Source organism: Protaetiibacter mangrovi, assembly GCF_024752305.1.
In the GTDB taxonomy this organism is placed as follows: Bacteria; Actinomycetota; Actinomycetes; order Actinomycetales; family Microbacteriaceae; genus Homoserinibacter; species Homoserinibacter mangrovi.
Genome location: NZ_JANTHX010000005.1, coordinates 296,876 through 319,017 on the forward strand (window position 1 = coordinate 296,876; position 22,142 = coordinate 319,017).

The window sequence follows — 22,142 nt, forward strand, 5'->3', positions numbered from 1 at the left end:
ACTCGGCACATGTCGGAGACCGCAACCGCGCTCAGCCTCGACGACAAGCTGACCGCCGCCCGCACCGCCTCGATCGCGCTCGCGCAGGCGTCCACCGCCCGCAAGAACGCGGGGCTCGAGGCCATCGCCGTCGCCGTCGCGTCCGGTGCCGAGCGCATCCTGCCCGCCAACGAGCTCGACCTCGCCAACGGCCGCGAGAACGGCTTGTCGCAGGGCCTGCAGGATCGCCTGCGCCTCGACGAGCAGCGTCTCGCGGGCCTCGCGGCCGCCACCCGCGACATCATCGCCCTGCCCGACCCGATCGGCACCGTGCTGCGCGGGTCGACGCTGCCGAACGGACTGCAGCTCACCCAGGTGCGCGTGCCGTTCGGCGTCGTCGGCGCGATCTACGAGGCGCGCCCCAACGTCACCATCGACATCGCCGCCCTCGCCCTCAAGTCGGGCAACGCCGTCGTGCTGCGCGGCGGTTCCGCCGCCGAGAACACCAACCGCGTGCTCGTCGAGCTCATCCAGGGCGCCCTCGCCTCGGTGGGCCTCCCCGCCGACGCGGTGCAGACGATCGACGAGTTCGGCCGCGACGGCGCCACGCAGCTCATGCAGGCGCGGGCCCAGGTCGACGTGCTCATCCCGCGCGGCTCCGCCAACCTCATCGACACGGTGGTGCGCGAGTCGAAGGTGCCCGTGATCGAGACGGGCGCCGGTGTGGTGCACCTGTTCCTCGACAAGACGGCCGACGAGCGGATGGCGACCGAGATCGCCGTGAACTCCAAGGTGCAGCGCCCGAGCGTCTGCAACGCCCTCGAGACGCTCCTCGTCGACGCGGAGGCCGCGGAGCGCCTGCTGCCGCCCGTGCTCGCCGCGCTCCACGACAACGGGGTCACGATCCACGGCGACGAGCGCACCCGCGCCCTGTACCCGGATGCGGTCCCCACCACCGACGACGACTGGGCGACCGAGCACATGAGCCTCGACCTCTCCGTCAAGGTGGTCGACGACCTCGACGACGCGCTCGCCCACATCCGCCGCTATTCGACCCACCACACCGAGTCGATCGTCACGAACGACATGGCGACGGCGAACCGCTTCCTCGCCGAGGTCGACTCGGCGGTCGTCATGGTGAACGCCTCGACGCGGTTCACCGACGGCGGCGAGTTCGGCTTCGGAGCCGAGGTCGGCATCTCGACCCAGAAGCTCCACGCGCGCGGCCCGATGGGCCTGCCCGAGCTGACGAGCACGAAGTGGATCGTGCGCGGCGAGGGCCAGACGCGCGGCTGACCTCCACTAGACTCGTCCCATGCTCAGCACGCTCCTGGTCGCGATCGCCGAAGAAGAGCCCGCCCCGCTCATCGCCCCGCCGTGGGTGTTCGCGCTCATCGCCGCCGCCGTCTTCATCGTGCTGGCCTTCGTCACCTACAGCTACCGCGACGTCTCGAACCGCCACGCCGACAAGGTGGCCGCTCATGACGACGCCCACGGACACGGTGGCGGCCACCACTAGGCTCGCTCCGTGAGCGAAGGAGCCGCGCGCCGTCCCCGGATCGGCGTCATGGGCGGAACCTTCGACCCCGTGCACCACGGCCACCTGGTCGCGGCGAGCGAGGTGCAGCAGACCTTCGACCTCGACGAGGTGGTCTTCGTGCCGACCGGGCAGCCGTGGATGAAGTCCGCGGTGAGTCCCGCCGAGCACCGCTACCTGATGACGGTCATCGCGACCGCATCCAATCCGCGGTTCACGGTGAGCCGCGTCGACATCGATCGCGACGGCCCGACCTACACGATCGACACCCTGCGGGACCTCCGCACGCAGCGTCCGGACGCGGAGCTGTTCTTCATCACGGGCGCCGATGCGGTGGCCCAGATCGTGCAGTGGAAGGACGTCGACGAGCTCTGGGAGCTCGCCCAGTTCGTCGCCGTGTCGCGACCGGGGCACGCCCTCGACATTCGCGGATTGCCGGAGGCTGGCGTAAGCTCGTTGGAAGTGCCCGCTCTGGCGATCTCCTCGACGGAGTGCCGTGAGCGAGTGGCCCGGGGTTACCCGGTGTGGTACTTGGTCCCCGACGGTGTTGTGCAGTACATCTCCAAGCACCACCTGTATCGGAGTACGACATGACGACCTACCAGGATCAGCCGTTGTCGCGGCGCGAGATCCGGGAGCGCGAGGCCGAAGCCGCCCGCGCCGCCCAGGCCGCCGCATCCGGAGACGGCGCGGCGGGAACCGTGCCGCCGGCGACCCCGGATGCAACCCCCGAGCCCCTGAACTACGTCACCCAGGGCCGCACCCCGCTGCCGCAGTACGACGCGCCGGTCGCCCAGCCCACCACCCCGCCCGCGACCGCCGAGGAGGCCGACGCGGGGTACCGCTACCGCGACTTCAGCCCGGAGGGCCGTCGCGCCGCCCGCCAGGGCTGGCAGCCGCCCACCGAGTCGAGCGACCTCGACTACCGCACGCAGAACCGCGTCGAGCAGCAGTCGTCCGCGCCGCCCGCGTACTCGCCGGTCGCGCCCGCGACACCGTCTGCGGCGCCGGCCTACCCGACCGCGTCGCCCGCTGTTCCGCAGGGCGACGTCGAGGGCACGATGAGCCGCCGTGAGCTGCGGGCCATGCGCGAGGCGCAGGACCGCGCCGCCGGCATCGTGCCGGTCTCCGACGAGCCCGCCCAGCCCTCCGGGGCGCCCGTCTACCCGACGGCCGCCCCGTCGGCTCCGTTCGCCTCGGCGGCTCCCGCAGCCCCTGCGCCTGCCGCGCCTGTGCCCGCGACGCCCGACGCCGCCGCGCCGCAGCCGTCCGCACAGGTGGACGCCCCGTCGTGGCTCGCCCCGTTCACCGCGGGACCCGTCCCGGCGTCGCCGGAGCCCCAGCCCACCGCCTCGGCCGCGCCCGCGACGCCGAGTGCCGCTCCCGCGTTCGACGCCCTGCTGGCGCCGGCCCCGCAGCACGACCCGCAGGCGTCCGCTCCGCCCGCCTACCCGCAGGCCGCCGCGCCCGCGACGCCGCCGAGCCCACCGCCGCTCGTCGAGCCGGAGGAGCCCCGCACGGACGCCCTCGCGAGCCTCGAGGCGCTGTTCCGCGCCCAGAGCGGTGCGAGCCCCGTCGTCGCCCCCGCGCCCGAGCAGTCCGCCGCGCCCGCCTACGCACCGCCGCAGCCCTCCGCGCAGCCGTCAGCTCCCGCGCAGCCGTCGGTTCCCGCGCAGCCGCAGCCGACGTTCCCGCCGCCGAGCACCGCGTCCGCTGCCCCCGCCCCGGCGGCACCGCCGTCCGACGCCGTGGTGCCGCCCCCGTGGGGCGGGCTGACCCCCGGGCAGCCGAGCACCACGGCATCCGCTCCGGCGCAGTACGCCGCGCCGACCCCGCCGGCACCCGCGCAGCCGTCCGCCCCGGCGCAGTACGCGCCGCCCGCCCAGCCCTCGGTCGCGCCCGTGCCGCCGCAGTCGTCCGCCGCGCCGGTCGCCCCGGCCGCCGCATCCGCGCCTCCCGTGAGCACCTCGCAGCCGCCGGCGGAGCGCCCGCGCAACCACTGGTCGCGTCAGGCGGAGCTCGACGACGAAGCGCAGCCCGCCACCGGCGCCATCTCGCGCAGCGTCGGCGGGGGCCCCGCCACCGCGAACGCGCTCGTGCTGCCCGAGATCCCGAACCCCGACATCATCGTGAGCTCGGTCACCAGCACCGGAGACGTGCTCATGACCGGCTCGATCTCGCTGCCCGCGAGCCTCTCGTCGACGGGTGCGCTGCCGGCGCAGCTCGACGAGGCCGACCTCGACAACCTGCTCGACCCGGGCGACATGCAGGTCGCCTCGACCGACTCGCAGCCGGTGCGCGCAGTGCGCGCCGTCAGCACCCACACCTCCTCGCGCGAGATCATCGGCACCATCACCCCGAAGCGCAGCAACCGCGCGCTGACCGTCCTCATCGTCGCCGCGGCCGGTATGGCCGTGGTCGTGGTGACCCTGCTCGTCGTCGCGCTCACCTCCGGTGTGCTCGGCTAGGCGAACGTGACCTGGAAGAACCCCCCTCTGTGACCGCATCCGATCACGCGCGCGAACTCGTGCGCGTCGCCGCCCTCGCCGCCGACGCCAAGAAGGCGGAGGACCTCGTCGCCCTCGACGTCTCCGGGCCGCTACCCCTCACCGACGCCTTCCTGCTCGCCTCGGGCGACAACGAGCGCAACGTGCTCGCCATCGCCGGCGCGGTCGAGGATGCGCTGCTCGAGATCGGCGCGAAGCCGATCCGCCGCGAGGGGCGCTCCGAGGGCCGCTGGGTACTGCTCGACTTCGGCGACCTCGTCGTGCACGTCTTCCACCAGGAGGATCGGCTCTTCTACTCGCTCGAGCGCCTCTGGAAGGACGCGCCCGTGATCCCGCTCGACCTCAGCGCGCCCGCGACGGCCGACTGAGCCACGGGCGCAGCGCTCGCGTCACGAGCGGCAGCGCCGCGTAGGTCATGATCGGCGTCACCGTCACCACCGAGACGAGCACCCGCAGCCAGAGCGGCCACCCCGGGATCAGCCACCCGAAGAAGGCGTTCGCGGCGAGGCTCAGCGGGTAGAACACGATGAAGATCGCCACCATCTGCTTCCACCGCGGCGGTGCCGGGGGTGCGGAGGAGACCACCTCCACCGACGACGGCTCGTCGAACCAGCCCTCGATGCCGGTGCGTCGTTCGTGGCGCGCGTCCTCGACGAGGCCCTGCGCGGATCCCACCCACCAGGCGCGCTCGGGGGAGGCCTCCCACGCGGCGAGGCTGTCGGCATCCGCGAACCGGAAGAGCATGTGCCAGTCGGGGCTGTCGGGGTCGGGGCGGATCCAGCCCGAGCCGAGGTAGCCGGGACGCGCGCTCAGCAGATCCTGCCCGGCGCGGGCCCAGGCGGCGACCTCCGCCGCCCGCTCCGGATCGACGTGGCGGGTGACGGCGACGGTGATGGGTTCGCTCATGCGTCCATCGTCGCATCCGACATGTTGTAAGCTTGTCGAGTTGTCTCCGGAGACGGGGCAGCCCACGGGTCTGTGGCGCAGCTGGTAGCGCACCTGCATGGCATGCAGGGGGTCAGGGGTTCGAGTCCCCTCAGATCCACCACATCGGTTCTCGCCCTCCGCACAGGCGGCATCGCCGCGCGCGGAGTTGAGCGTTCTGCCCGGATTTCCGGGGGCTCGGCGCCCTCGATCGACACGCCGTGATCGAAAATGATCACTCCCTGGGGCCCCACGATGAGGTAGTTGATCCCGGCGTTTCTGGCATGCTCGGCGACCTCTTCGTCAAGTGATCATTTTCGATCTTTATTGACACGGTGTGATCGATACGTGATCATCGCAGGGTGACCCCTCGGTCACGGAGTCGGACTTCAACGAAGAAGGGACCTCCCATGTCTCGCGTGCGCCCCCTCGCGCCCACCACCTCCGCGATTCTCGTCGCCGGCCTCGTCGCATCCGCCGTGGTCGCCGTCGCCACACCGGCCGGCGCGGCAGCGCTGCCCGCCACCGTGCACGCCGCCGCCTACCTCGGCGCCGACGAGCTCGCCGAGACCTCGCTGCCGGCCACGGTCTCGGACGGCACGACCGATCACGCGGTCAGCTGGAACCTCGACGCCGACGACTTCACGGTGCCGTACCGCACCGTGCAGGTCGCGGGCGTCGCCGACGGGCAGAGCATCACCGCCGAGGTCGAGGTGATCCCGCCCGCCGAGAGCCCGCTCGTGTACTTCGTCGACGCGGGGCACGGCGGCGACTCGCAGACCCGCTCGTACTCGACACTGCAGACCGAGTCGCGTGCCTACAGCGGGGTCGAGACCCTCGCCGACGCGACGCTGCGCAACGCCGTGCCCGATCAGCGCTACCTCGCCGGCAGCACCGACTGGGGCTGGACCTCGAGCAGCACCGACAACTACAAGATCTCGGTGACCGGCGGCGACCCCAACCCCGCGGACGCCGCGACCCTCGCCGCCTACGGCAAGTACGAGCTCGGGGTGCGCACGAACGGCACGGCCATCACCTTCCGCCTCGCGCTCGACCCGGGCACCTACACGCTCTCGTCCGGGTTCTTCGAGTTCTACACCGGATCCCAGGGTCGCTCGCGCCTCATCGAGCCGACCATCAGCTACACGCTCGCCGGAGCCGCCACGAGCACGCCGCTCGAGCGGGCCGCGCTCGACACCCCCGCGGGCACGACCTCCCGGCTGCTCGTGACTGATGCGTTCACGATCCCCGAGGGCGCGACCGACATCCGCCTCGCCTACGTGCAGCGCGGGGGAGAGGCGCCGTCGCTCAGCTGGTTCGCGATCGCGGCGGGCGACGTCGAGCAGGCGATCGACGACGCCGTGGCGACAGTGCCGGCGACGACGACCGACATCACGGTGGACGCGGCCCGCATCGCGGCGGACAACGTCAACGGCCTGACCTTCAAGGGCTTCGGCGTGCTGTCGGCGAACTCGACCAGCTCGGTGCTCATGGACTACAAGGCGCAGCAGCCCGAGGCCTACGCCCAGCTGCTGCAGGTGCTGTTCGGGGGAGAGCACCCGATCATGGACCACGTCAAGATCGAGATGGGCGACGATCGCAACAACTCGACCGGCTCCGAGGCCGCGACCATGCGCTGGGAGGACGAGCCCGCGAACGTGGCGCGCGACCCCGGCTTCCAGTTGGCGGCCGACGCGAAGAAGATCAACCCGGATCTCAAGGTCAGCATCCTGCGCTGGAACGCGCCCGCCTGGGTCACCTCGAACGACGACGTCTACACCTGGTACAAGAACACGATCCTCGCCGCGTACCGCACCTACGGCTACATGGTCGACTACGTGAACCCGGGGGTCAACGAGCACAGCGCCGACCTGAACTGGACCAAGGAGTACGCGGATCGCGTGCGCACCGACTCGAGCGGATTCCGCGCCGGCGAGGCCGAGCTGTACCACCGCATCCAGGTGGTGATCTCGGACGAGGTGGGCGTCGGCACCTTCGGCAGCCAGATGGTGAGCGACGCGTCGCTGCGCGACGCGGTCGCCGTCGCGGGCTACCACTACAACACCGACGACGACTCGGCGAAGAACTTCACGAAGCTCGCCGAGCAGTACGACACCGAGGTCTGGAACTCGGAGGCGCAGGCCACCTTCAGCAACACCTCGTTCCGCCCCGCGAACAACACGGCCGACCCGACGACACCCGGCACCGGCATCGGGGGCACGGGCAGCGCGCTCGAGATGGCGAACACCATCGTCAAGGGCTTCGTGAACTCGCGCCGCACGCACTTCGTCTACCAGCCGGCGATCGGCTCCTTCTACGAAGGCGGTCAGTACTCCTCCAAGGAGCTCGTCGGCGCGCGCGACCCGTGGTCGGGCTTCATCCACTACGACGGCGGGCTCGCCGTGCTGCAGCACTTCGCGAGCTTCGCGAACCTCGGGTGGGAGAACGCCGACAACACGGCCGACGTGTGGCGCGCGATGCCGAGCGCGAGCGCATCCGGGGCGAGCGGCACGAACCCCGTGAACGGACGCAACGGCACCCCGAACTATCTGACGCTCGCGGCGCCCGACGCCTCGGACTTCTCGACGGTGTTCGTGAACGACTCGCAGTACAGCCGCGCGTACACCGTCACGCCGACCGGGTTCGACCTGCCCGCGGGCGCCCGGCTCGCCGTGTGGGAGACCCGCGCGGCCGACGACGGCGAGGCCTTCGACGCGAACTACAAGCAGCACGTCGCCGACCTCACGGCCGACGCATCCGGGCGCTACACGCTCACCGTGAAGCCCTACTCGATCGTGACCGTCACGACCCTCGACGTCAGCGGAGACGCCGGCTGGACGACCCCGCTGCCCGTCGAGGGCGAGCGCACCGTGCTCGACTCCGACCCGGCGGACGGCACGCTGTGGGCCGACGACTTCGACTACAGCGACCTGACCGTGCCGGTCTACGGCGCCGACGGCGAGCCGACCGGGGCGACCGAGTCGTTCATCGACTCGCGCGGCGGCGACACGGGCGCCACCCCGCTCTACAACTGGGACCGCAATGGCAGCTTCGAGGCCTACCTCACCGACGACGACGGCTACGTGCTGCGTCAGCAGGTCGACCGCGACGCGACGGGTGTCGGCGGCGCGTGGAACGGCGGCGATCCGATCACCGGCATCGGCGACCGGCGCTGGACGAACTACCGCGCATCCGTCGACGTGCGCTTCGAGACCGGGGTCGCCTCCGACAACTACGCGGCGCTCGGGGCCCGATCCTCGGGCGGCGGCAGCTCGAACAACCTGAACGGGACGCCGTACGCCATCAAGCTCGGCTCCGACGGCGGGTGGCAGTTCCTGCGCTACGGGCAGGCCGTGTCGACGGGCACGCTCGGCGGCCTGCGCTACGGGCAGGCCGTGTCGACGGGCACGCTCGGCGGAGCCGACTGGGATGCGGCCGCCTGGCACGCCCTGTCGCTGCGGGTCGCGGGTGACCGGATCACGGCGTGGGTCGACGGCGAGCAGCTGGCCGACTGGACCGACCCGGCGGCGGTGCTCTCGGGCTACGTCGACCTCGCCAGCGGATTCCACTACACCTGGTTCGACGACCTCGAGGTCGAGCGGGTCGACGGCTACACGCCCTACTACGGCGAGTACCTCGACGGGCTCGAGACCTACGACCTGACGGCGGCGCGCGACGCGAAGCTCGTCTACGAGGGCTCGTGGGCGCTCGCGATGGGCGCCGACATGTACACCTACCAGCGCACGACGGCGAAGAACACGGCGCCGGGGGCGTCGGTGAGCTACGGCTTCACCGGTTCGGGTCTCGACGTGATCGGGGTGAACGACGGCAGCGCGAAGCTCGCGGTGACCGTCGACGGCACGCTCATCCAGGCGGCGGCGGCGACGCGCGCCACGGGGTCGTACCAGCAGACGTTCACGCTGCGGGGGCTGCCCTACGGGACGCACACGGTGCGGCTCGAGGTGGTGGCGGGCACCCTCAACGTCGACGCGGTCGGCGTGGTGAGCTCGTCGTCGGACGTGGCGGCCTCGGCCGGCGCGCTCGCGGATGCCGTGACGGCGGGCCGCGTGGTGGCCCACACCGGCGACTTCACGGACGGCCAGTGGCAGCTGCTGCAGGACGTCATCGCGATGGGGCAGGCGGCGGTGGACGACCCGGCCGGGTACCGCCTCGACGCGGAGGGCGCCGGGCAGCTGGCCGAGCGCATCCGGGCGGCCTCGCATCCGCTCGCGGCGCGGATCGCGAGCATCGCGCCCGTGAGTCTCGCCACCTACACGGGCTCGTCTCCGGCGCTGCCCGCGACCGTGGTGGCGACGCTGACCGACGGCACGACGCGCGAGATCCCGGTGACCTGGGATTCCGGCGCGCAGTTCGACACCGCATGGTCGACGGTCGTCGTGACGGGACGCTACGGTTCGGCGTCGACCGAGGCGCGCATCGAGGTGGTGCCGCCGGGCACGGTGGCGTTCGCCGACGTCAACGCGACCGCGGGCGGAGCGCTCGGCTACGACTCGCCGAGCTACGCCGCGATCTCGGCGCTCACCGGCGGGCTGCTGAACCCCGCACCCGACCAGGTGCTCCAGGGCGACGCGACCTGGGGTCACGGCGGGCGCACCGCGTCGGGCGCGACGAGCATCTCGTACAAGGGCGTCGTCGCGGGACCGTACGACAAGACCACCACGACCGGCATGTACACCGCCAACCAGGTCGGCGCGGAGGTGAGCTACACCTTCACCCTCGCGGCGGGACGGTATTCGATCGCGGCGGGCAGCTACTCGTGGTGGCCGGGCAACTCCCGCAGCGAGGACGTCATCCTGCGCTACGACGGCGAGGATCACGCGGTCGACGCCGTGACGCTCGACGGCGGCACGCCGGGTCGGGTGCTCGCGTACGACATCGACCTCGCGGCCGACGGACCCGTGACCCTCATCCTGCGGGCCACGAACGCGCAGTCGCCGATGCTCTCGTGGGCCGCCGCCGTCGCGGGCGAGTACGCGGTCACGTACGCGCTGAACGGCGGAACCGGGGGTGCGCCGGCGGCGCGCGACGGGTTGCTCTGGACGGATGCCGGCCTCGATGCCGCCGACGACGCGTTCGCCCGACCGCTCTACACCTTCGCGGGTTGGAACACCGAGCCGGACGGCACGGGTCTCGCGCTCGACGCCGACACGACGGTCGCGCAGCTCGTCGGCGACCCGGCCGTGCACGCCGTGACGCTCTACGCGCAGTGGCGGCCGGTGCCGTCCGGGTGGTCGCCGAGCACCGTCTACACCGCGGGCGACACGGTCTCGCGCGGGGACCGGATCTTCTTCGCCCAGTGGTGGACGAAGGGCGAGCTGCCGGGCTCGACGCCCTGGGGCGCGTGGTCCGAGTTCGGTGCGTGGAACCAGTGCGCGAGCGGGGATGTGCAGGACTGGACGCCCACCTGGATCTACACCGGCGGCGAGAAGGTCGTGTTCGACGGGAAGGTCTGGACGGCGCGCTGGTGGACGCGCAACCAGGCGCCCGACGCCACGCCGTGGGGTCCGTGGACCCTGCTCGGTACCTGCTGAGGGAAGTGCAGGTGCCGCCCCGGCGGGGTGATCATCCGAACGTGAACGAGTAGGCCGCGAGGCCCGGGCTCAGTTCGATGGTCACCTCGCCGTCGTCGGGTGCGGTGGTCGAGACGACCGTGCGGATGTTGGGCGGCCCCGAGACCTCGATCGTGGTCGTGATCGCACCCGAGGTCACCCGCAGCGTGCCCTCGCCGCCCACGTTCAGGTACACCTTCGCCGCGTGGTAGTTCAGTGCGATGGAAGCGTCCTCGCCGGCCGTGATCGACTCGGAGCCGATCGTCCAGGTTCCGGTGAGCTGGTAGCCGCCGTCGGGGAGCCCCCGCGCGTCGTCGAACGCGCGGGTGCCCGGGCTGTAGTCGCCCGAGCCCGCGTAGAACTGCGAGCGGTCGGCGCCGAGGTAGGTCTCGCGGCTCTGCGCGGGGTCGGTGGGGGTCGTCACCGGCAGCTGCACGGACGCCGGCAGCGCGACATCCGGGTTCGCCTCGGTGAGCAGCTGACGGATGAGCTCCTCCTCGTAGCTGTAGGAGCCCTCGCCGTAGAGCACGTAGCGGATGGTGCCGGTCGCGTCGACGAGGTAGGTCGCCGGCCACACGTCGTTGTCGTAGGCGTTCCAGGTGCCGTAGTCGTTGTCGAGCGCGATCGGGAAGGTGACGCCGATGCGCTCGGCCCCGGCCTTCACGTTGTCGGGCACGTGCTCGAACGCGTACTCGGGGGTGTGCACGCCGACGACCGTCAGTCCCGCATCCGCATACGCGTTCGCCCAGGCCTCGACGTGCGGCAGCTCGCGCTGGCAGTTGATGCACGAGTACGCCCAGAAGTCGACGAGCACGACGCGGCCCTCGAGCCCCGCCATCGTGAGGGGGGCGTCGCCCGGGGTGTTCAGCCACTGCTCGATGCCGGCGAACTCGGGCGCCGGTCCGCAGTCGTCTCCGTCGATGACGTCGTAGGAGGCCTCGATCTGGCAGTGCAGCAGCTTGTCGGCGCCCGAGCGCTCGCCCCCGAGCGCGCTCTTGACCCCGCTGCCGGCGGCGGCCGCCACGGCCTCCGTGTAGTTCGGGATCGTGCGCTGGATGAGGTCGGTGACGTTGAAGGTGAGCGCGATCGCGAGGGCGATCATGACGCTGCCGCTGACGATCTGCACGAGACGCTGCCGCTTGCGGAACGCCGCGATGCGGGTGACGAGCTGCTGCCCGGCGAGCGCGAAGACGAGCAAGGGGATCGCGCAGCCGACCGCGAACGCGAGGGTGAGGGTGACCGTGCCCCAGCCGAGCGCGCCTGTGGCGCCCGCCACCGTGATCGCCGCGAGCACCGGCCCCGCGCACGGCACGAACACGGCGCCGAGGGCGAGTCCCAGCACGAAACCGCCGCGATCCGGGTCGACGTAGCGCTGCGGGATCCACGCGAACGGCTTCTCGACGAGGTGGCCGACCGCCGGGACGATCATCGCGAGCCCCAGCAGCACGAGCACGATGAGCCCGAGCCAGCGGATGAGGTCGGCGGGCAGGTGCAGCAGGGTCAGCACGACGGTGCCGAACAGGGTGAAGACGGCGAAGCTGAGCGTGAGACCCAGCACGATGAGGAGGGGGCGCGCTCGGCTCGGTCGCGCATCCGCGGCGGCGGTGCCGGCGGTGCCGCGGGTGGCCCCGCCGAGGAAGACGACCGGGAGCACCGGCAGGATGCACGGCGAGATGCCGGTGAGGAGACCCCCGACCAGCCCGATGAACACCAGCGTCACGCACACACGCTAGCCCCGCGCCCTCCGCGCGCGCCGAATCCTGACGGAACGGTAAGGAGCGCTTCGCGGATCGGCGTGGGGCGACGCGATCAGGCGAGCGCGAAGAGCCCCGCGACCCCGACCGCGTAGAGCAGGAGCACGACGAGCGAGTCGACGCCCATGCCGAGCAGGCGGCGCTTCGGTCGCAGGATCAGGCCGACCGTGTAGACGAGGGTCAGCACGATCGCGAGCGCCGTGAGGTAGATGTCGGAGTCGTGGGCGGAGGCGAGCACCGGCTCGCCCGCGACGAGCGTCGCCACGAGGAACAGCACCGGCAGGAAGGCGTTTCCGCCGAAGATGTCGCTCATCGCGAGCTCGTCGTCGCCCTGGCGCACCGCCTGCAGCCCGGTCGAGATCTCGGGAAGCGAGGTGGCGAGCGCGAGCACCGTCGCGCCGAACAGCACGCCCGAGAGCCCGAGCTCGGACGCGGCGGCGTCGCCCGAGAGCTCGAGCACGACGCCCGCCGCGAGCGTCGCGACCGCCGACGCCGCGAAGAGCGCGAGCACCTTCGGGGTCGAGAGGGCGTCGTGGCGCTTCGACGGATGCCGCTTCCGCGCGCGCGAGGCGGGTGCGGACGCGTCCTTCGACGCCTCGGCGTGCACGAGACGCCACGGCAGGTGCTTCTGCGCGCGGCGGATGACGAGCAGCCCCGCGACCCACGCGACCGCGATGAGCACGGCATCCGGCGTCATCCGCGCGACGAGCAGCGAACCCGGCAGCTGGGTGCCCGCCACGACGAATCCGAGCACGGTGACGAGCACGATCGCCTCGAGCACCAGCACGAGCGACGCCGCGCGGAAGGTGAGCGGGCCGGCGAGCGTCGCGCCGTCCTGGCGGCGCCCGAACAGGTCGAGCACGACGAGCACGACGGTCTGCAGGGCGATGCCGCCCAGGATGTTGCCGACCGCGACGCCCAGGTTGCCGGAGACGGCGGCGCTCACGGTGATCGCGATCTCGGGCAGGTTGGTGGCGATCGCCAGGATGATGAGGCCGCCGAACGCGCTGCCGATGTGGAACCGCGCGTCGAGCACGTCGGTCGCCTTCGAGAGCTGCACTCCCGCCACCCACACCACGGCGGCCGCGGCGGCGAAGATCAGCGCGAGCAGCCAGAGGGGGAGGGAGTCCATCCACCCAGTAGAGCACCGGTGGCACGATGTGCACATGCGGATGATGCTGACGTCGAACGGGATCACGAACGGCACCCTGCAGGCGGAGCTCGCCGAACTGCTCGGCAAGCCCTTCGCCGAGGCGCGGATCGTCTACGTGCTGGACGCGATCCTGCCCTTCCCCGGTGACAAGGGCTCGCTCATCCGGGACCTGAATCGCATGCAGGGGCTCGGGTGGGCGCAGTTCGACGTGATGTCTCTCGCCGGGGCTACGTCGGCGCTCCTCCAGCAGCGTCTGCGCGACGCCGACGTCGTGTACTGCTTCGGCGGCAGCAACCACTGGCTCGCGCGCGCGTGGCGGGGTCACGACCCGATGCTCGCCGAGCTGCTGACCACGACGGTCTACGTGGGCATGAGCGCCGGGTCGATGATCTTCTCCCGTCGGCACACGGAGGCCGCGATCGCGTTCGGCGACACCGACGAGCTCGCGATGCTCGGGCTGGCTCTCGACGAGGTGTCGGCCGCGGTGCCGCTGTTCGACTGGGTGGTGATCGCGCACCGCGGCGCCGATTTCATGGGGGAGCGCTACGACGAGCGGGCGATCGCGGCCGCGGCGCGGTTCGGGGGCGAGGTGTGGTTCCTCGACGACGCGTCGGGTCTGGTGATCCGCGATCCGGACGCGGACCCCGAGCTGGTGACCGAGGGCGATCCGCTGCACCTGGTCGCGGGCGTCGCGGTCTGAGCCGCCATCACCGGCCGCTCAGTCGGCGATGAGGCGCTTGCCGAGGTCGATGGTGTCGTCGACGCGGTAGCCGAGGTGCCGGTAGAACGCGACGGCGTGGGCGTTGTCGGCGCGCACCTGCAGGTTGACCTTCGGGCAGCCGAGCGCGAGCAGCGCCGCCTCGACGTGTGCGACGAGGGCGCGGCCGATACCGGCGCCGCGGGCGTCGGGGGCGCTCGCGAGGTAGTTCATCCAGCCTCGGTGGCCCTCGTATCCGGCCATCACCGAGCCGACGATGCGGCCGTCGCCGTCTTCGGCGACGACGAAGAGCTCGGGCTGCACTGTGGACTTGCGGGCGATGTCGGCGCGGGGGTCGTTCCACGGCCGGGTCAGCCCGGCCGCCTCCCAGAGCGCGACGACCGCCTCCGTGTCGTCGGGGGCGAAGGGGCGGATGCGCATCGCTCCAGTGTGCCGCAGCCGCGCGCGCCGGCGCCCTACCGCCAGCCGAGCTCCGGGGCGACGTGGGTGAGGATCGCCTCCAGCACGTGCGCGTTGTAGTCGACGCCGAGCTGGTTGGGGATCGTGAGCAGCAGGGTGTCGGCCGCCGCGATCGCCTCGTCCTCGCGCAGCTGCTCGATCAGCACGTCCGGTTCGGCGGCGTAGCTGCGGCCGAAGACGGCGCGGTAGTCGTCGAGCTCGCCGAACTGGTCGCTGTCGTCGCGCCGGCCGTGGCCGAAGTAGCGGTGGTCGTCGTCGTCCACGAGGGCGAAGATCGAGCGGCTCACCGAGACCCGGGGCTCGCGCTCGTGGCCGGCCTCGGCCCACGCGGCGCGGAACTTCTCGATCTGCTTCCGCTGCTGCACGTGGAACGGCTCGCCCGACTCGTCCTCCTTGAGCGTCGAGCTCATGAGGTTCATTCCCTGCTCGGCCGCCCACACGGCAGTGGAGTCGGATCCGGCGCCCCACCAGATCCGGTCGCGGAGTCCCGGCGACTGCGGCTGGATGCCGAGCGGACCCGGATGCGGGTTCGGGAACATGGGACGCGGGTTCGGCTCGGCGAAACGCGCGCCGTCGATGACCTTGAGGAACACCTCGGTGTTGTTGCGGGCGACATCCGCCATCGTGAGGCCGTCGGGGGCGTCGTAGCCGAAGTAGCGCCAGCCGTCGATGACCGACTCGGGTGAGCCGCGGCTGACGCCGAGCTGCAGGCGACCGCCCGCGATGAGGTCGGCGGCGCCGGCGTCTTCGGCCATGTAGAGCGGGTTCTCGTAGCGCATGTCGATGACGCCCGTGCCGAGCTCGATGCGGCTGGTCTTGGCGCCCGCGGCGGCGAGCAGCGGGAAGGGGCTGCCGAGCTGGGTGGCGTAGTGGTGCACGCGGAAGTAGGCGCCGTCGGCGCCGAGCTCTTCGGCGGCGACCGCCAGGTCGATCGACTGCAGCAGCACGTCGGAGGCCGATCGCGTGTGCGAGCCGGGGGAGGCCGACCAGTGGCCGAACGAGAGGAATCCGATCTTCTTCACGAGGTCTCCAACGTATGCGGATGCATGGGTCATTCCCTCGCGGGAGATCAGCTCGGCGTGCGCAGCAGGGCGCCCGGGTGGGCGATGGTGGCGGCGGCGATCGCCATGGCGCGGCCGAGCGCGTCGTACCACTCGATGTCGGGGATCGCGGTGCCGGCGAGCTCGGCGAGCACCGAGGCGAAGACGGCGTCGCCGGCGCCCATCGTGTCGACCACGGCATCCGGGGTGGCGAGCGTGGGATGCCGCCAGCGCGCGTCGCCGATGCGGATGCTGGCGCCGTCGCCGCCCTCGGTGGCGAGCACGTAGGGGTAGCGCGAGAGCAGCCGCGGGGCGACGTCGGCGACCGGCTCGCCCCAGAGCAGGCGGGTGTCGTCGTCGCCGAGCTTGATGAGCTGCGCGGTGCCGCCGAAGGCCTCGAGGGCGTCGCGGAAGGCGTCGGCATCGTGCAGCAGGCCGGTGCGCGGGTTCGGGTCGACGGCGACGAACGGGCGGCCCTCCACGGCCTGCGTCAGCAGCGCGGTCTGCGCGGCGACGTCGAACGGGAACCCGCTGACGGCGACGACCTCGGCGCTCGCGATGGCGGCGCGCTGGGCGTCGTCGAAGGCGAGGGTGCGGCCCACCATCGAGTCGCTGAAGCTGTAGCGGGGCTCGCCGTCGATGCGCTCGGAGCGCGCGACGCCGGTGCCGTGCGGCGTGATCGTGGGGTGCAGCTCGACGCCGTGGTCGGCGAGGTGGGCGCGGATGAGGGCGCCGTCGACGTCGTCGCCGATCATCGCGACGAGTCCGGCGGGAACGCCGAGGATGCGGAGACCGACCGCCACGTTGAGCGCGGAGCCGCCGACGATGTGGGTGGTGCCGGTGTCGTCGACGAGCTCGTCGATGAGGGCGTCGCCGATCACCACCACGCGTGCGGTCATGCCCTCAGGCTAGGACTGGACGGCGCGCACCCCGTAGACGGCTCGCACGAACTGGCCGACCGCATGCGATTCGACCAGATGCAGCCGATCGGATTCGAGGCGCCGCGGGAACAGCGGCGCGCCGTCGCCGAGGGTGACGGGCGCGATCGTGACGGCGATCTCGTCGAGGGCGCCGGCGTCGAGGAACTGTCCGGCGAGGTCTCCGCCGCCCACCACCCAGATGTCGCCGTCTCCGGCGGCGGCGCGGATGGCGGGGAGCGCATCCGCGACGGCCGCGTTCACGAAGCGCACGTCGGCGCCGGCGGGGGTCGGGAGGTCGCGGCGCGTGAAGACGAAGACGGGGGTGGCCGCGAAGGAGGCGGCCCACTTCTCGGGGTGCTCGAGGGCCGCGAGCTCGTCGAGCACCCAGAGGTAGGTGGTGGACCCCATCACCTGCACGGCGGCGTCGGGCAGCTCGACCTGCTGCTCGGCGTCGGAGGAGCCGGGCACCGAGAACAACCAGGCGAGCGAGTTCGCGGGGTCGGCGATGCGCCCGTCGAGGGTGGTCGCGGTGTCGTAGCGGATGCGTGCCATGGGTGCGACGGTACGCCGGGGCGCCGACGGCGGCGCCGGGCGCCGGGAGTAACGTGCCCGTCATGGCCATCCGGATCGACAACGTCGGCATCGCGGTGCGCGACCTCGACGCGGCGATCGCGTTCTTCACCGACCTGGGTCTCACGGTGGTCGGTCGCGACGAGGTCAGCGGCGACTGGACCGACACCGTCGTGGGGCTCGACGGCAACCACGCGAAGATCGCGATGCTCGCCACGCCCGGGGGCGAGGTGCGTATCGAGCTGTTCGAGTACCTGCACCCGGAGGCGATCGAGACGCGGCCGACGCTGCCGAACGAGATCGGGATGCACCGCGTGGCGTTCCAGGTGGACGACATCGACGAGGCGCTCGCGGTCGCGGCGCGCCACGGATGCCATCCGCTCCGGGGCGTGGCGAACTACCGCGACGTCTACAAGCTCAGCTACGTGCGCGGGCCGAGCGGCATCATCGTGATGTTCGCGGAGGACGTGACCGCAGGCGATTGAGCAGCGCCCGCGAAGCGGACGCGTCTCGAAATCGCCGTCGACGCAGCCCGTCGCGTCTCCCATTCCGCCTACGCGGCGAGCGGCATCCGCCCCGCCCGCAGCGGGGTCTGCGCGGGGTCGAGCCACGGTGGCGGGATCAGGTACGGCACGCCGCCTTCGCGACTCAAGCCCCACCCGTCGAGGTCGAATCGTCGGTGGTGGCAGGGGCACATGAGCGCCCCGTTCTCGAGGTCGGTCTCGCCGCCGAGGATCCAAGCCAGGATGTGCGCCACCTCGCACCAGGCGGGTGGCACATCGCAGCCGGGCCCGACGCGTCCGCCGTCGATGAGGGACAGCGCCCGACGCTGGGCCTCGGAGAAGAGGCGCTCGCAGCGGCCGAGATCGAGCACCTGGGACTCGCCGCCCATCACCGCCGGGATGATCTCGGCGTCGGCCGCGAGGCGGCGGGCGGTGGAGGCCGAGATGGGCTCGTCGACCCCCGCGATGGTCGCGGTGCCGATGCCGGACTGCAGTGTCTCGAGCGGCACGGTGACGAGCATGGTCACGGCGGTGCCGGCGAGCGTGCCGCGATCGTGCGCGAGGAAGTCGCGCGCCATCGTGGTGAGCGCGTCGACCCGCTTCTGGGCGAGCGTGCGGCGGTCGTCGATCGCCGAATCGGGAAGCGGGGCGCCGGCTGCACCGACGGCGTCGACTGCACCGGCGGCGTCGGCCCCAGCGGCAGAGTCGGCTGCACCGGCGGAGACGTCGGCCGCCGCATCGGTGAACGCCACTTGCCGCCGCGGCGCGGTCTGCGCGTCGAGGGCGGTGCGCACGAACCCGGCCGCCTCGGGGTGCAGGTCGGCGATGAGGCGCGTGAGACCGTTCGGCAACTGGCGCAGCGTGAGCGACGACCTCGCCCGCAGCGTCTCTTCGCGCGGTTCGGCTCCGTCGGGGTCGAAGCGGTCGGCCACGGCACGACAGGCGCGTGCGAGCTGGCGGGTGGTCAGCGCGTTGGAGTGCTCGAGCAGCAGCGACTCGGCGGCGGCGACGTCGTCGGGGGAGGCGTGGTCGGCGACCGCGTCGATGCCGCGGGCGATGAGCGCCGCGGAGCGCGCGGTGACCTCGGCGCCGAGCACGGCATCCACGAGCGCCTCGTGACGGCAGGGCAGCGGCTCGCCCTGCAGGGTCGTGCGCGGCTCGATCGCCTCGGCGACCCGCTCCCAGTCGCGCAGGGTGTCGTCGGCGACGCGGAACGTCTCGCGCAGCAAGTCGCCGGCGAAGCGACCGCCCACGTCGCCGCCGAGAACCTCGCGGCGGAAGCCGGCATCCGTCTGGGTGCGGCGGGTGACCTCGCCGCACAGGATCGCACCGAGCGAGTCGACCATGCGTGCCATGTCGCCGGCGGTGCGGATCGTCGTCAGCAGCGACGCGGTGTCGAGGCCGGTCAGCGCGTCCACGCGGTCGACGCGCGCGCCGTCGAGCGTGTCGACGAGGGCGGTGGCCCTGTCGAGCAGGGCGCGGTCGAGCGGCAGCATTCCTGGACTCCTGATGGAGAGACGGTGTCGGCACGACGTTGTCAGGATATCGCGAATCGAACACAAATACAAGCGAAGTGCGGAATCATGCGCGAGAAATGCGGAGAAAGATTCGAGCGTGCGCCGATGATCTCGAGACGCGTCCGCTGCGCGGGCGCTCCTCGATCGACTGGGGGTGGAACCGCACGGGCACCCCTCGACCAGCTGATACTCGTGCCCGCCCCGCATCCGCGAGAAGATGACTCATGCCCTGGACGATGCCCGCCGAGACGCATTCGCACGACCGCACCTGGATGGCGTTCCCCGTGGCCGGGCAGACGCTCGGCGACACCGATGCGGAGCGCGAGGAGTGCTACGCCGCCTGGAGCGCCGTCGCCCGCGCGGTGGCCGAGTTCGAGCCGGTCACGATGCTCGTCGACCCGAGCGAGACCGCGAACGCGCGCGCCCGGCTGGGCGACGTCGCCGAGCTCGTCGAAGCACCCGTCGACGAGTTCTGGATGCGCGACCACGGTCCCACCTTCGTGCTCGACCCGGAGCGCCCGGGCGTGCTCGGCGCCGTCGACTGGGTGTTCAACGGATGGGGCGACCGCGGCTGGGCGGACTTCGCGAAGTCCGCGCGGCACGGCGCGACGATCGCCGCGCTCACCGACTCCGAGCTGATCGCATCCGCTCTCGTGAACGAGGGCGGCGGCATCCACGTGGACGGCCACGGCACCGTGCTCGCCACCGACACCGTGCAGCTCGACGACCACCGCAACCCCGACTGGACCCGCGCCGAGGTCGAGGCGGAGTTCGCCCGCACCATCGGCGCCGAGCGCGTCGTGTGGGTGCCGCGCGGCCTCACCCGCGACTACGACGACTTCGGCACCAACGGCCACATCGACATCGTCGCCACCTTCCCGAGCCCCGGCCGGGTGCTGCTGCACACCCAGCGCGACCCCGCGCATCCGGATCACGCGGTGACCGCCCAGCTGCGCGAGCTGCTCACGGGCGAGGGCTTCACGGTGGTCGAGCTGCCCGCGCCCGAGACGATCCGCGACCACGAGGGTCTCGTCGACTGGAGCTACGTGAACCACTACGTCGTCAACGGCGGCGTCATCGCGTGCGGCTTCGGCGAGGAGCGCGCGGATGCCGCGGCCCGCGAGATCCTGGCGGATGCGTACCCGGGGCGCCGCGTGGTGACCGTGGATGCGCGCCCGATCTTCGCGCGCGGCGGCGGCATCCACTGCATCACCCAGCAGCAGCCGTCGGTGTCGGTGTGAGCGCGGTCGCCCGATGATCGACGTCGTCGAGGCGTCGATCGCCGAGCTGCGCGCCGCGCTCGAGGAGGGGCGCACGACCGCGGTCGAGCTCGTCGAGGCGTACCTCGCGCGCATCGACCGCTTCGACGGCGAGCTCAACGCGGTCGTGGTGCGCAATCCCGCCGCCCGGGAGGAGGCGCAGGCATCCGACGAACGCCGGGCCGCGGGCGCCACGCGAGGCCCCCTCGACGGCATCCCGTACACCGCGAAGGACTCCTACCTCGTGCGCGGCCTCACCGCGGCATCCGGCAGCCCCGCCTTCGCCGAGCTGCGCGCCCAGCGCGACGCCTTCACGATCGAGCGGTTGCGCGCGGCCGGCGCGATCTGCCTCGGCCTCACCAATATGCCCCCGATGGCGAACGGCGGCATGCAGCGCGGCCTCTACGGGCGCGCCGAGAGCCCCTACAACCCGGAGTTCCTGACGGCGCCGTTCGCCTCCGGCAGCTCGAACGGCGCCGGCACCGCGACCGCCGCGAGCTTCGCCGCCTTCGGTCTCGCCGAGGAGACCTGGTCGAGCGGACGCGGCCCCGCGAGCAACAACGGCCTCTGCGCCTACACCCCCTCGCGCGGCGTGATCTCGACCCGCGGCAACTGGCCGCTCGTGCCCACCATGGACGTCGTCGTGCCGTACGCGCGCACCATGGCAGACCTGCTCGAGGTGCTCGACGCGATCGTCGCCGACGACACCGAGACCCGCGGCGACTTCTGGCGCGCGCAGCCGTGGGTGCCGATCCGGGCGGCGTCCGAGCTGCGGCCCGTGTCGTATGCGGCCCTGCTGCCGGATGACGCGGCCGGTGCCGTGCGCGAGCTCGCCGGGCGCCGCTTCGGGGTGCCGCGCATGTACGTCAACGCGGATGCCGCGGCCGGCATCGACGCGACGGGCATCGGCGGCCCGACGGGGCAGCGCATCGACACCCGTCCGACCGTGATCGAGCTGTGGGAGCGGATGCGCGACGCGCTCGTCGCGGCGGGCGCCGCCGTGGTGGAGGTCGACTTCCCGCTCGTGTCGAACTACGAGGGCGACCGCGCCGGAGCCCCCACGATCGCCACCCGCGGCCTCGTCTCGCCCGAGTACCTCGACCGCGAGCTGCTCGACCTGTCGGCCTGGGCGTGGGAGGACTTCCTCGCCGCCAACGGCGACCCCGCGCTGTCGTCGCTCGTGGGGGTCGACGGCACGCGCGTCTTCCCGCACTCGGAAGGCGCGCTGCCCGACCGCTACACGGGCTTCGACGACGACATCGCCGGCTACCCCGACTGGGTGCGCGCGCATCCGGACGCCACCTGGGACGACATGCCCGAGCTGGAATACGGTGTGCGTGGCCTGGAGGAGACCCGCCGTGTCGACCTCGACGAGTGGATGGACGAGCACGGCCTCGACGCCGTCGTCTTCCCGGCGGTGGCGGATGTCGGCCCCGCCGACATGGACGTGAACCCCGCCTCGGCGGAGCTCGGCTGGCGCAACGGCGTGTGGGTGGCGAACGGCAACCTCGCCATCCGCCACCTCGGCGTGCCGACGGTGACCGTGCCGATGGGGCTCATGTCGGACATCCGGATGCCGGCGGGCCTCACGATCGCCGGCCGCGGCTTCGACGACACCGCCCTGCTGCGCTACGCCGCCGCCCTCGAGACCCTCGCCCCCGGCCGCGTGCCGCCCCCGCTGCCTCCGGCTGATTGAGTAGCCGCGGGGCAACCCACCTCCCGCTGATTGAGT

Annotated in this window: 18 protein-coding genes and 1 tRNA gene; 11 read left to right on the forward strand and 8 right to left on the reverse strand. The window is 72.2% G+C overall.

Annotated features, from left to right (window positions below):
• The first annotated feature begins 9 nt into the window (after positions 1–9).
• The 5 genes from NUH29_RS06325 to rsfS are packed head-to-tail and all read left to right on the forward strand — an operon-like array spanning position 10 to position 4,391.
• Positions 10–1,275, forward strand: coding sequence for a glutamate-5-semialdehyde dehydrogenase (locus NUH29_RS06325; protein WP_258798183.1), 1,266 nt, complete (start codon positions 10–12; stop codon positions 1,273–1,275).
• Between the two features lie 19 nt (positions 1,276–1,294).
• Positions 1,295–1,498 (forward strand): hypothetical protein, encoded by a 204-nt coding sequence (locus NUH29_RS06330; RefSeq protein WP_258798184.1) that lies wholly within the window; start codon positions 1,295–1,297, stop codon positions 1,496–1,498.
• Between the two features lie 9 nt (positions 1,499–1,507).
• Positions 1,508–2,110: a nicotinate-nucleotide adenylyltransferase gene (gene nadD / locus NUH29_RS06335; RefSeq protein ID WP_258798185.1), complete on the forward strand. Its 603-nt coding sequence runs from the start codon at positions 1,508–1,510 to the stop codon at positions 2,108–2,110.
• The gene (locus tag NUH29_RS06340; protein ID WP_258798186.1) at positions 2,107–3,984 is read left to right on the forward strand and encodes a hypothetical protein; all 1,878 of its coding nucleotides are present in this window, start codon (positions 2,107–2,109) and stop codon (positions 3,982–3,984) included. Before nadD ends, NUH29_RS06340 begins: the two co-directional genes overlap by 4 nt.
• 29 nt (positions 3,985–4,013) lie before the next feature.
• Positions 4,014–4,391 carry a ribosome silencing factor gene (rsfS, locus tag NUH29_RS06345; RefSeq protein ID WP_258798187.1) on the forward strand — a complete coding sequence of 126 codons (378 nt, stop codon included), beginning with the start codon at positions 4,014–4,016 and terminating at the stop codon, positions 4,389–4,391.
• On the opposite strand, the gene NUH29_RS06350 is transcribed toward rsfS, so the two are convergent.
• Positions 4,366–4,929 carry an antibiotic biosynthesis monooxygenase gene (locus NUH29_RS06350; protein WP_258798188.1) on the reverse strand — a complete coding sequence of 188 codons (564 nt, stop codon included), beginning with the start codon at positions 4,927–4,929 and terminating at the stop codon, positions 4,366–4,368. The genes rsfS and NUH29_RS06350 overlap by 26 nt on opposite strands.
• Before the next feature lie 66 nt (positions 4,930–4,995).
• Here NUH29_RS06350 and NUH29_RS06355 point away from each other — a divergent pair.
• Positions 4,996–5,071: transfer RNA gene (locus NUH29_RS06355), tRNA-Ala, on the forward strand.
• Between the two features lie 286 nt (positions 5,072–5,357).
• On the forward strand, positions 5,358–10,499 hold the full coding sequence (locus tag NUH29_RS06360; RefSeq protein ID WP_258798189.1) for an Ig-like domain-containing protein: 5,142 nt from the start codon (positions 5,358–5,360) through the stop codon (positions 10,497–10,499).
• A 31-nt stretch (positions 10,500–10,530) separates the two neighbouring features.
• Here NUH29_RS06360 and NUH29_RS06365 read toward each other — a convergent pair whose 3' ends face one another.
• Together NUH29_RS06365 and NUH29_RS06370 are read right to left on the reverse strand one after the other, a co-directional pair.
• A complete protein-coding gene (locus NUH29_RS06365) occupies positions 10,531–12,237 on the reverse strand; it encodes a cytochrome c biogenesis protein DipZ (RefSeq protein ID WP_258798190.1) in 1,707 nt (568 codons plus the stop codon).
• An 89-nt stretch (positions 12,238–12,326) separates the two neighbouring features.
• Positions 12,327–13,403, reverse strand: coding sequence for a sodium:calcium antiporter (locus NUH29_RS06370; protein WP_258798191.1), 1,077 nt, complete (start codon positions 13,401–13,403; stop codon positions 12,327–12,329).
• A gap of 34 nt (positions 13,404–13,437) precedes the next feature.
• On the opposite strand from NUH29_RS06370, the gene NUH29_RS06375 reads away from it, so the two are divergent.
• The gene (locus NUH29_RS06375; RefSeq protein WP_258798192.1) at positions 13,438–14,124 is read left to right on the forward strand and encodes a Type 1 glutamine amidotransferase-like domain-containing protein; all 687 of its coding nucleotides are present in this window, start codon (positions 13,438–13,440) and stop codon (positions 14,122–14,124) included.
• Between the two features lie 18 nt (positions 14,125–14,142).
• On the opposite strand, the gene NUH29_RS06380 is transcribed toward NUH29_RS06375, so the two are convergent.
• Genes NUH29_RS06380 through NUH29_RS06395 form a run of 4 tightly spaced genes read right to left on the reverse strand, consistent with a single transcriptional unit; the run spans position 14,143 to position 17,113 of the window.
• Positions 14,143–14,562, reverse strand: a complete 420-nt coding sequence (locus NUH29_RS06380; RefSeq protein ID WP_258798193.1) for a GNAT family acetyltransferase — start codon at positions 14,560–14,562, stop codon at positions 14,143–14,145.
• A gap of 35 nt (positions 14,563–14,597) precedes the next feature.
• A complete protein-coding gene (locus tag NUH29_RS06385; RefSeq protein WP_258798194.1) occupies positions 14,598–15,623 on the reverse strand; it encodes an LLM class flavin-dependent oxidoreductase in 1,026 nt (341 codons plus the stop codon).
• Positions 15,624–15,670: 47 nt separating this feature from the next.
• Positions 15,671–16,540, reverse strand: coding sequence for a carbohydrate kinase family protein (locus tag NUH29_RS06390; RefSeq protein WP_258798195.1), 870 nt, complete (start codon positions 16,538–16,540; stop codon positions 15,671–15,673).
• A gap of 9 nt (positions 16,541–16,549) precedes the next feature.
• Entirely contained in the window at positions 16,550–17,113 is a 564-nt protein-coding gene (locus NUH29_RS06395) for a dihydrofolate reductase family protein (protein ID WP_258798196.1), read from the reverse strand.
• 62 nt (positions 17,114–17,175) lie between these two features.
• On the opposite strand from NUH29_RS06395, the gene NUH29_RS06400 reads away from it, so the two are divergent.
• Positions 17,176–17,616: a VOC family protein gene (locus NUH29_RS06400; protein ID WP_258798197.1), complete on the forward strand. Its 441-nt coding sequence runs from the start codon at positions 17,176–17,178 to the stop codon at positions 17,614–17,616.
• A gap of 68 nt (positions 17,617–17,684) precedes the next feature.
• Here the strand turns inward: NUH29_RS06400 and NUH29_RS06405 are convergent, their stop codons facing one another.
• The gene (locus NUH29_RS06405) at positions 17,685–19,130 is read right to left on the reverse strand and encodes an HNH endonuclease signature motif containing protein (RefSeq protein ID WP_258798198.1); all 1,446 of its coding nucleotides are present in this window, start codon (positions 19,128–19,130) and stop codon (positions 17,685–17,687) included.
• 245 nt (positions 19,131–19,375) lie between these two features.
• Here NUH29_RS06405 and NUH29_RS06410 point away from each other — a divergent pair, with 245 nt between their 5' ends.
• A complete protein-coding gene (locus NUH29_RS06410) occupies positions 19,376–20,392 on the forward strand; it encodes an agmatine deiminase family protein (RefSeq protein WP_258798199.1) in 1,017 nt (338 codons plus the stop codon).
• A 13-nt stretch (positions 20,393–20,405) separates the two neighbouring features.
• Entirely contained in the window at positions 20,406–22,106 is a 1,701-nt protein-coding gene (locus NUH29_RS06415; RefSeq protein ID WP_258798200.1) for an amidase, read from the forward strand.
• Positions 22,107–22,142 lie beyond the last annotated feature (36 nt).

Bases quoted from the DNA above. Each gene is read 5' to 3' on its own strand.
- NUH29_RS06330 (WP_258798184.1), top strand. From the start codon at position 1,295: ATGCTCAGCACGCTCCTGGTCGCGATCGCCGAAGAAGAGCCCGCCCCG.
- NUH29_RS06340 (WP_258798186.1), top strand. From the start codon at position 2,107: ATGACGACCTACCAGGATCAGCCGTTGTCGCGGCGCGAGATCCGGGAG.
- NUH29_RS06325 (WP_258798183.1), top strand. From the start codon at position 10: ATGTCGGAGACCGCAACCGCGCTCAGCCTCGACGACAAGCTGACCGCC.
- NUH29_RS06390 (WP_258798195.1), bottom strand. From the start codon at position 16,540: ATGACCGCACGCGTGGTGGTGATCGGCGACGCCCTCATCGACGAGCTC.
- NUH29_RS06370 (WP_258798191.1), bottom strand. From the start codon at position 13,403: ATGGACTCCCTCCCCCTCTGGCTGCTCGCGCTGATCTTCGCCGCCGCG.
- NUH29_RS06380 (WP_258798193.1), bottom strand. From the start codon at position 14,562: ATGCGCATCCGCCCCTTCGCCCCCGACGACACGGAGGCGGTCGTCGCG.
- NUH29_RS06415 (WP_258798200.1), top strand. From the start codon at position 20,406: ATGATCGACGTCGTCGAGGCGTCGATCGCCGAGCTGCGCGCCGCGCTC.
- NUH29_RS06405 (WP_258798198.1), bottom strand. From the start codon at position 19,130: ATGCTGCCGCTCGACCGCGCCCTGCTCGACAGGGCCACCGCCCTCGTC.
- NUH29_RS06375 (WP_258798192.1), top strand. From the start codon at position 13,438: ATGCGGATGATGCTGACGTCGAACGGGATCACGAACGGCACCCTGCAG.
- NUH29_RS06395 (WP_258798196.1), bottom strand. From the start codon at position 17,113: ATGGCACGCATCCGCTACGACACCGCGACCACCCTCGACGGGCGCATC.
- NUH29_RS06360 (WP_258798189.1), top strand. From the start codon at position 5,358: ATGTCTCGCGTGCGCCCCCTCGCGCCCACCACCTCCGCGATTCTCGTC.
- NUH29_RS06410 (WP_258798199.1), top strand. From the start codon at position 19,376: ATGCCCTGGACGATGCCCGCCGAGACGCATTCGCACGACCGCACCTGG.
- NUH29_RS06400 (WP_258798197.1), top strand. From the start codon at position 17,176: ATGGCCATCCGGATCGACAACGTCGGCATCGCGGTGCGCGACCTCGAC.
- NUH29_RS06350 (WP_258798188.1), bottom strand. From the start codon at position 4,929: ATGAGCGAACCCATCACCGTCGCCGTCACCCGCCACGTCGATCCGGAG.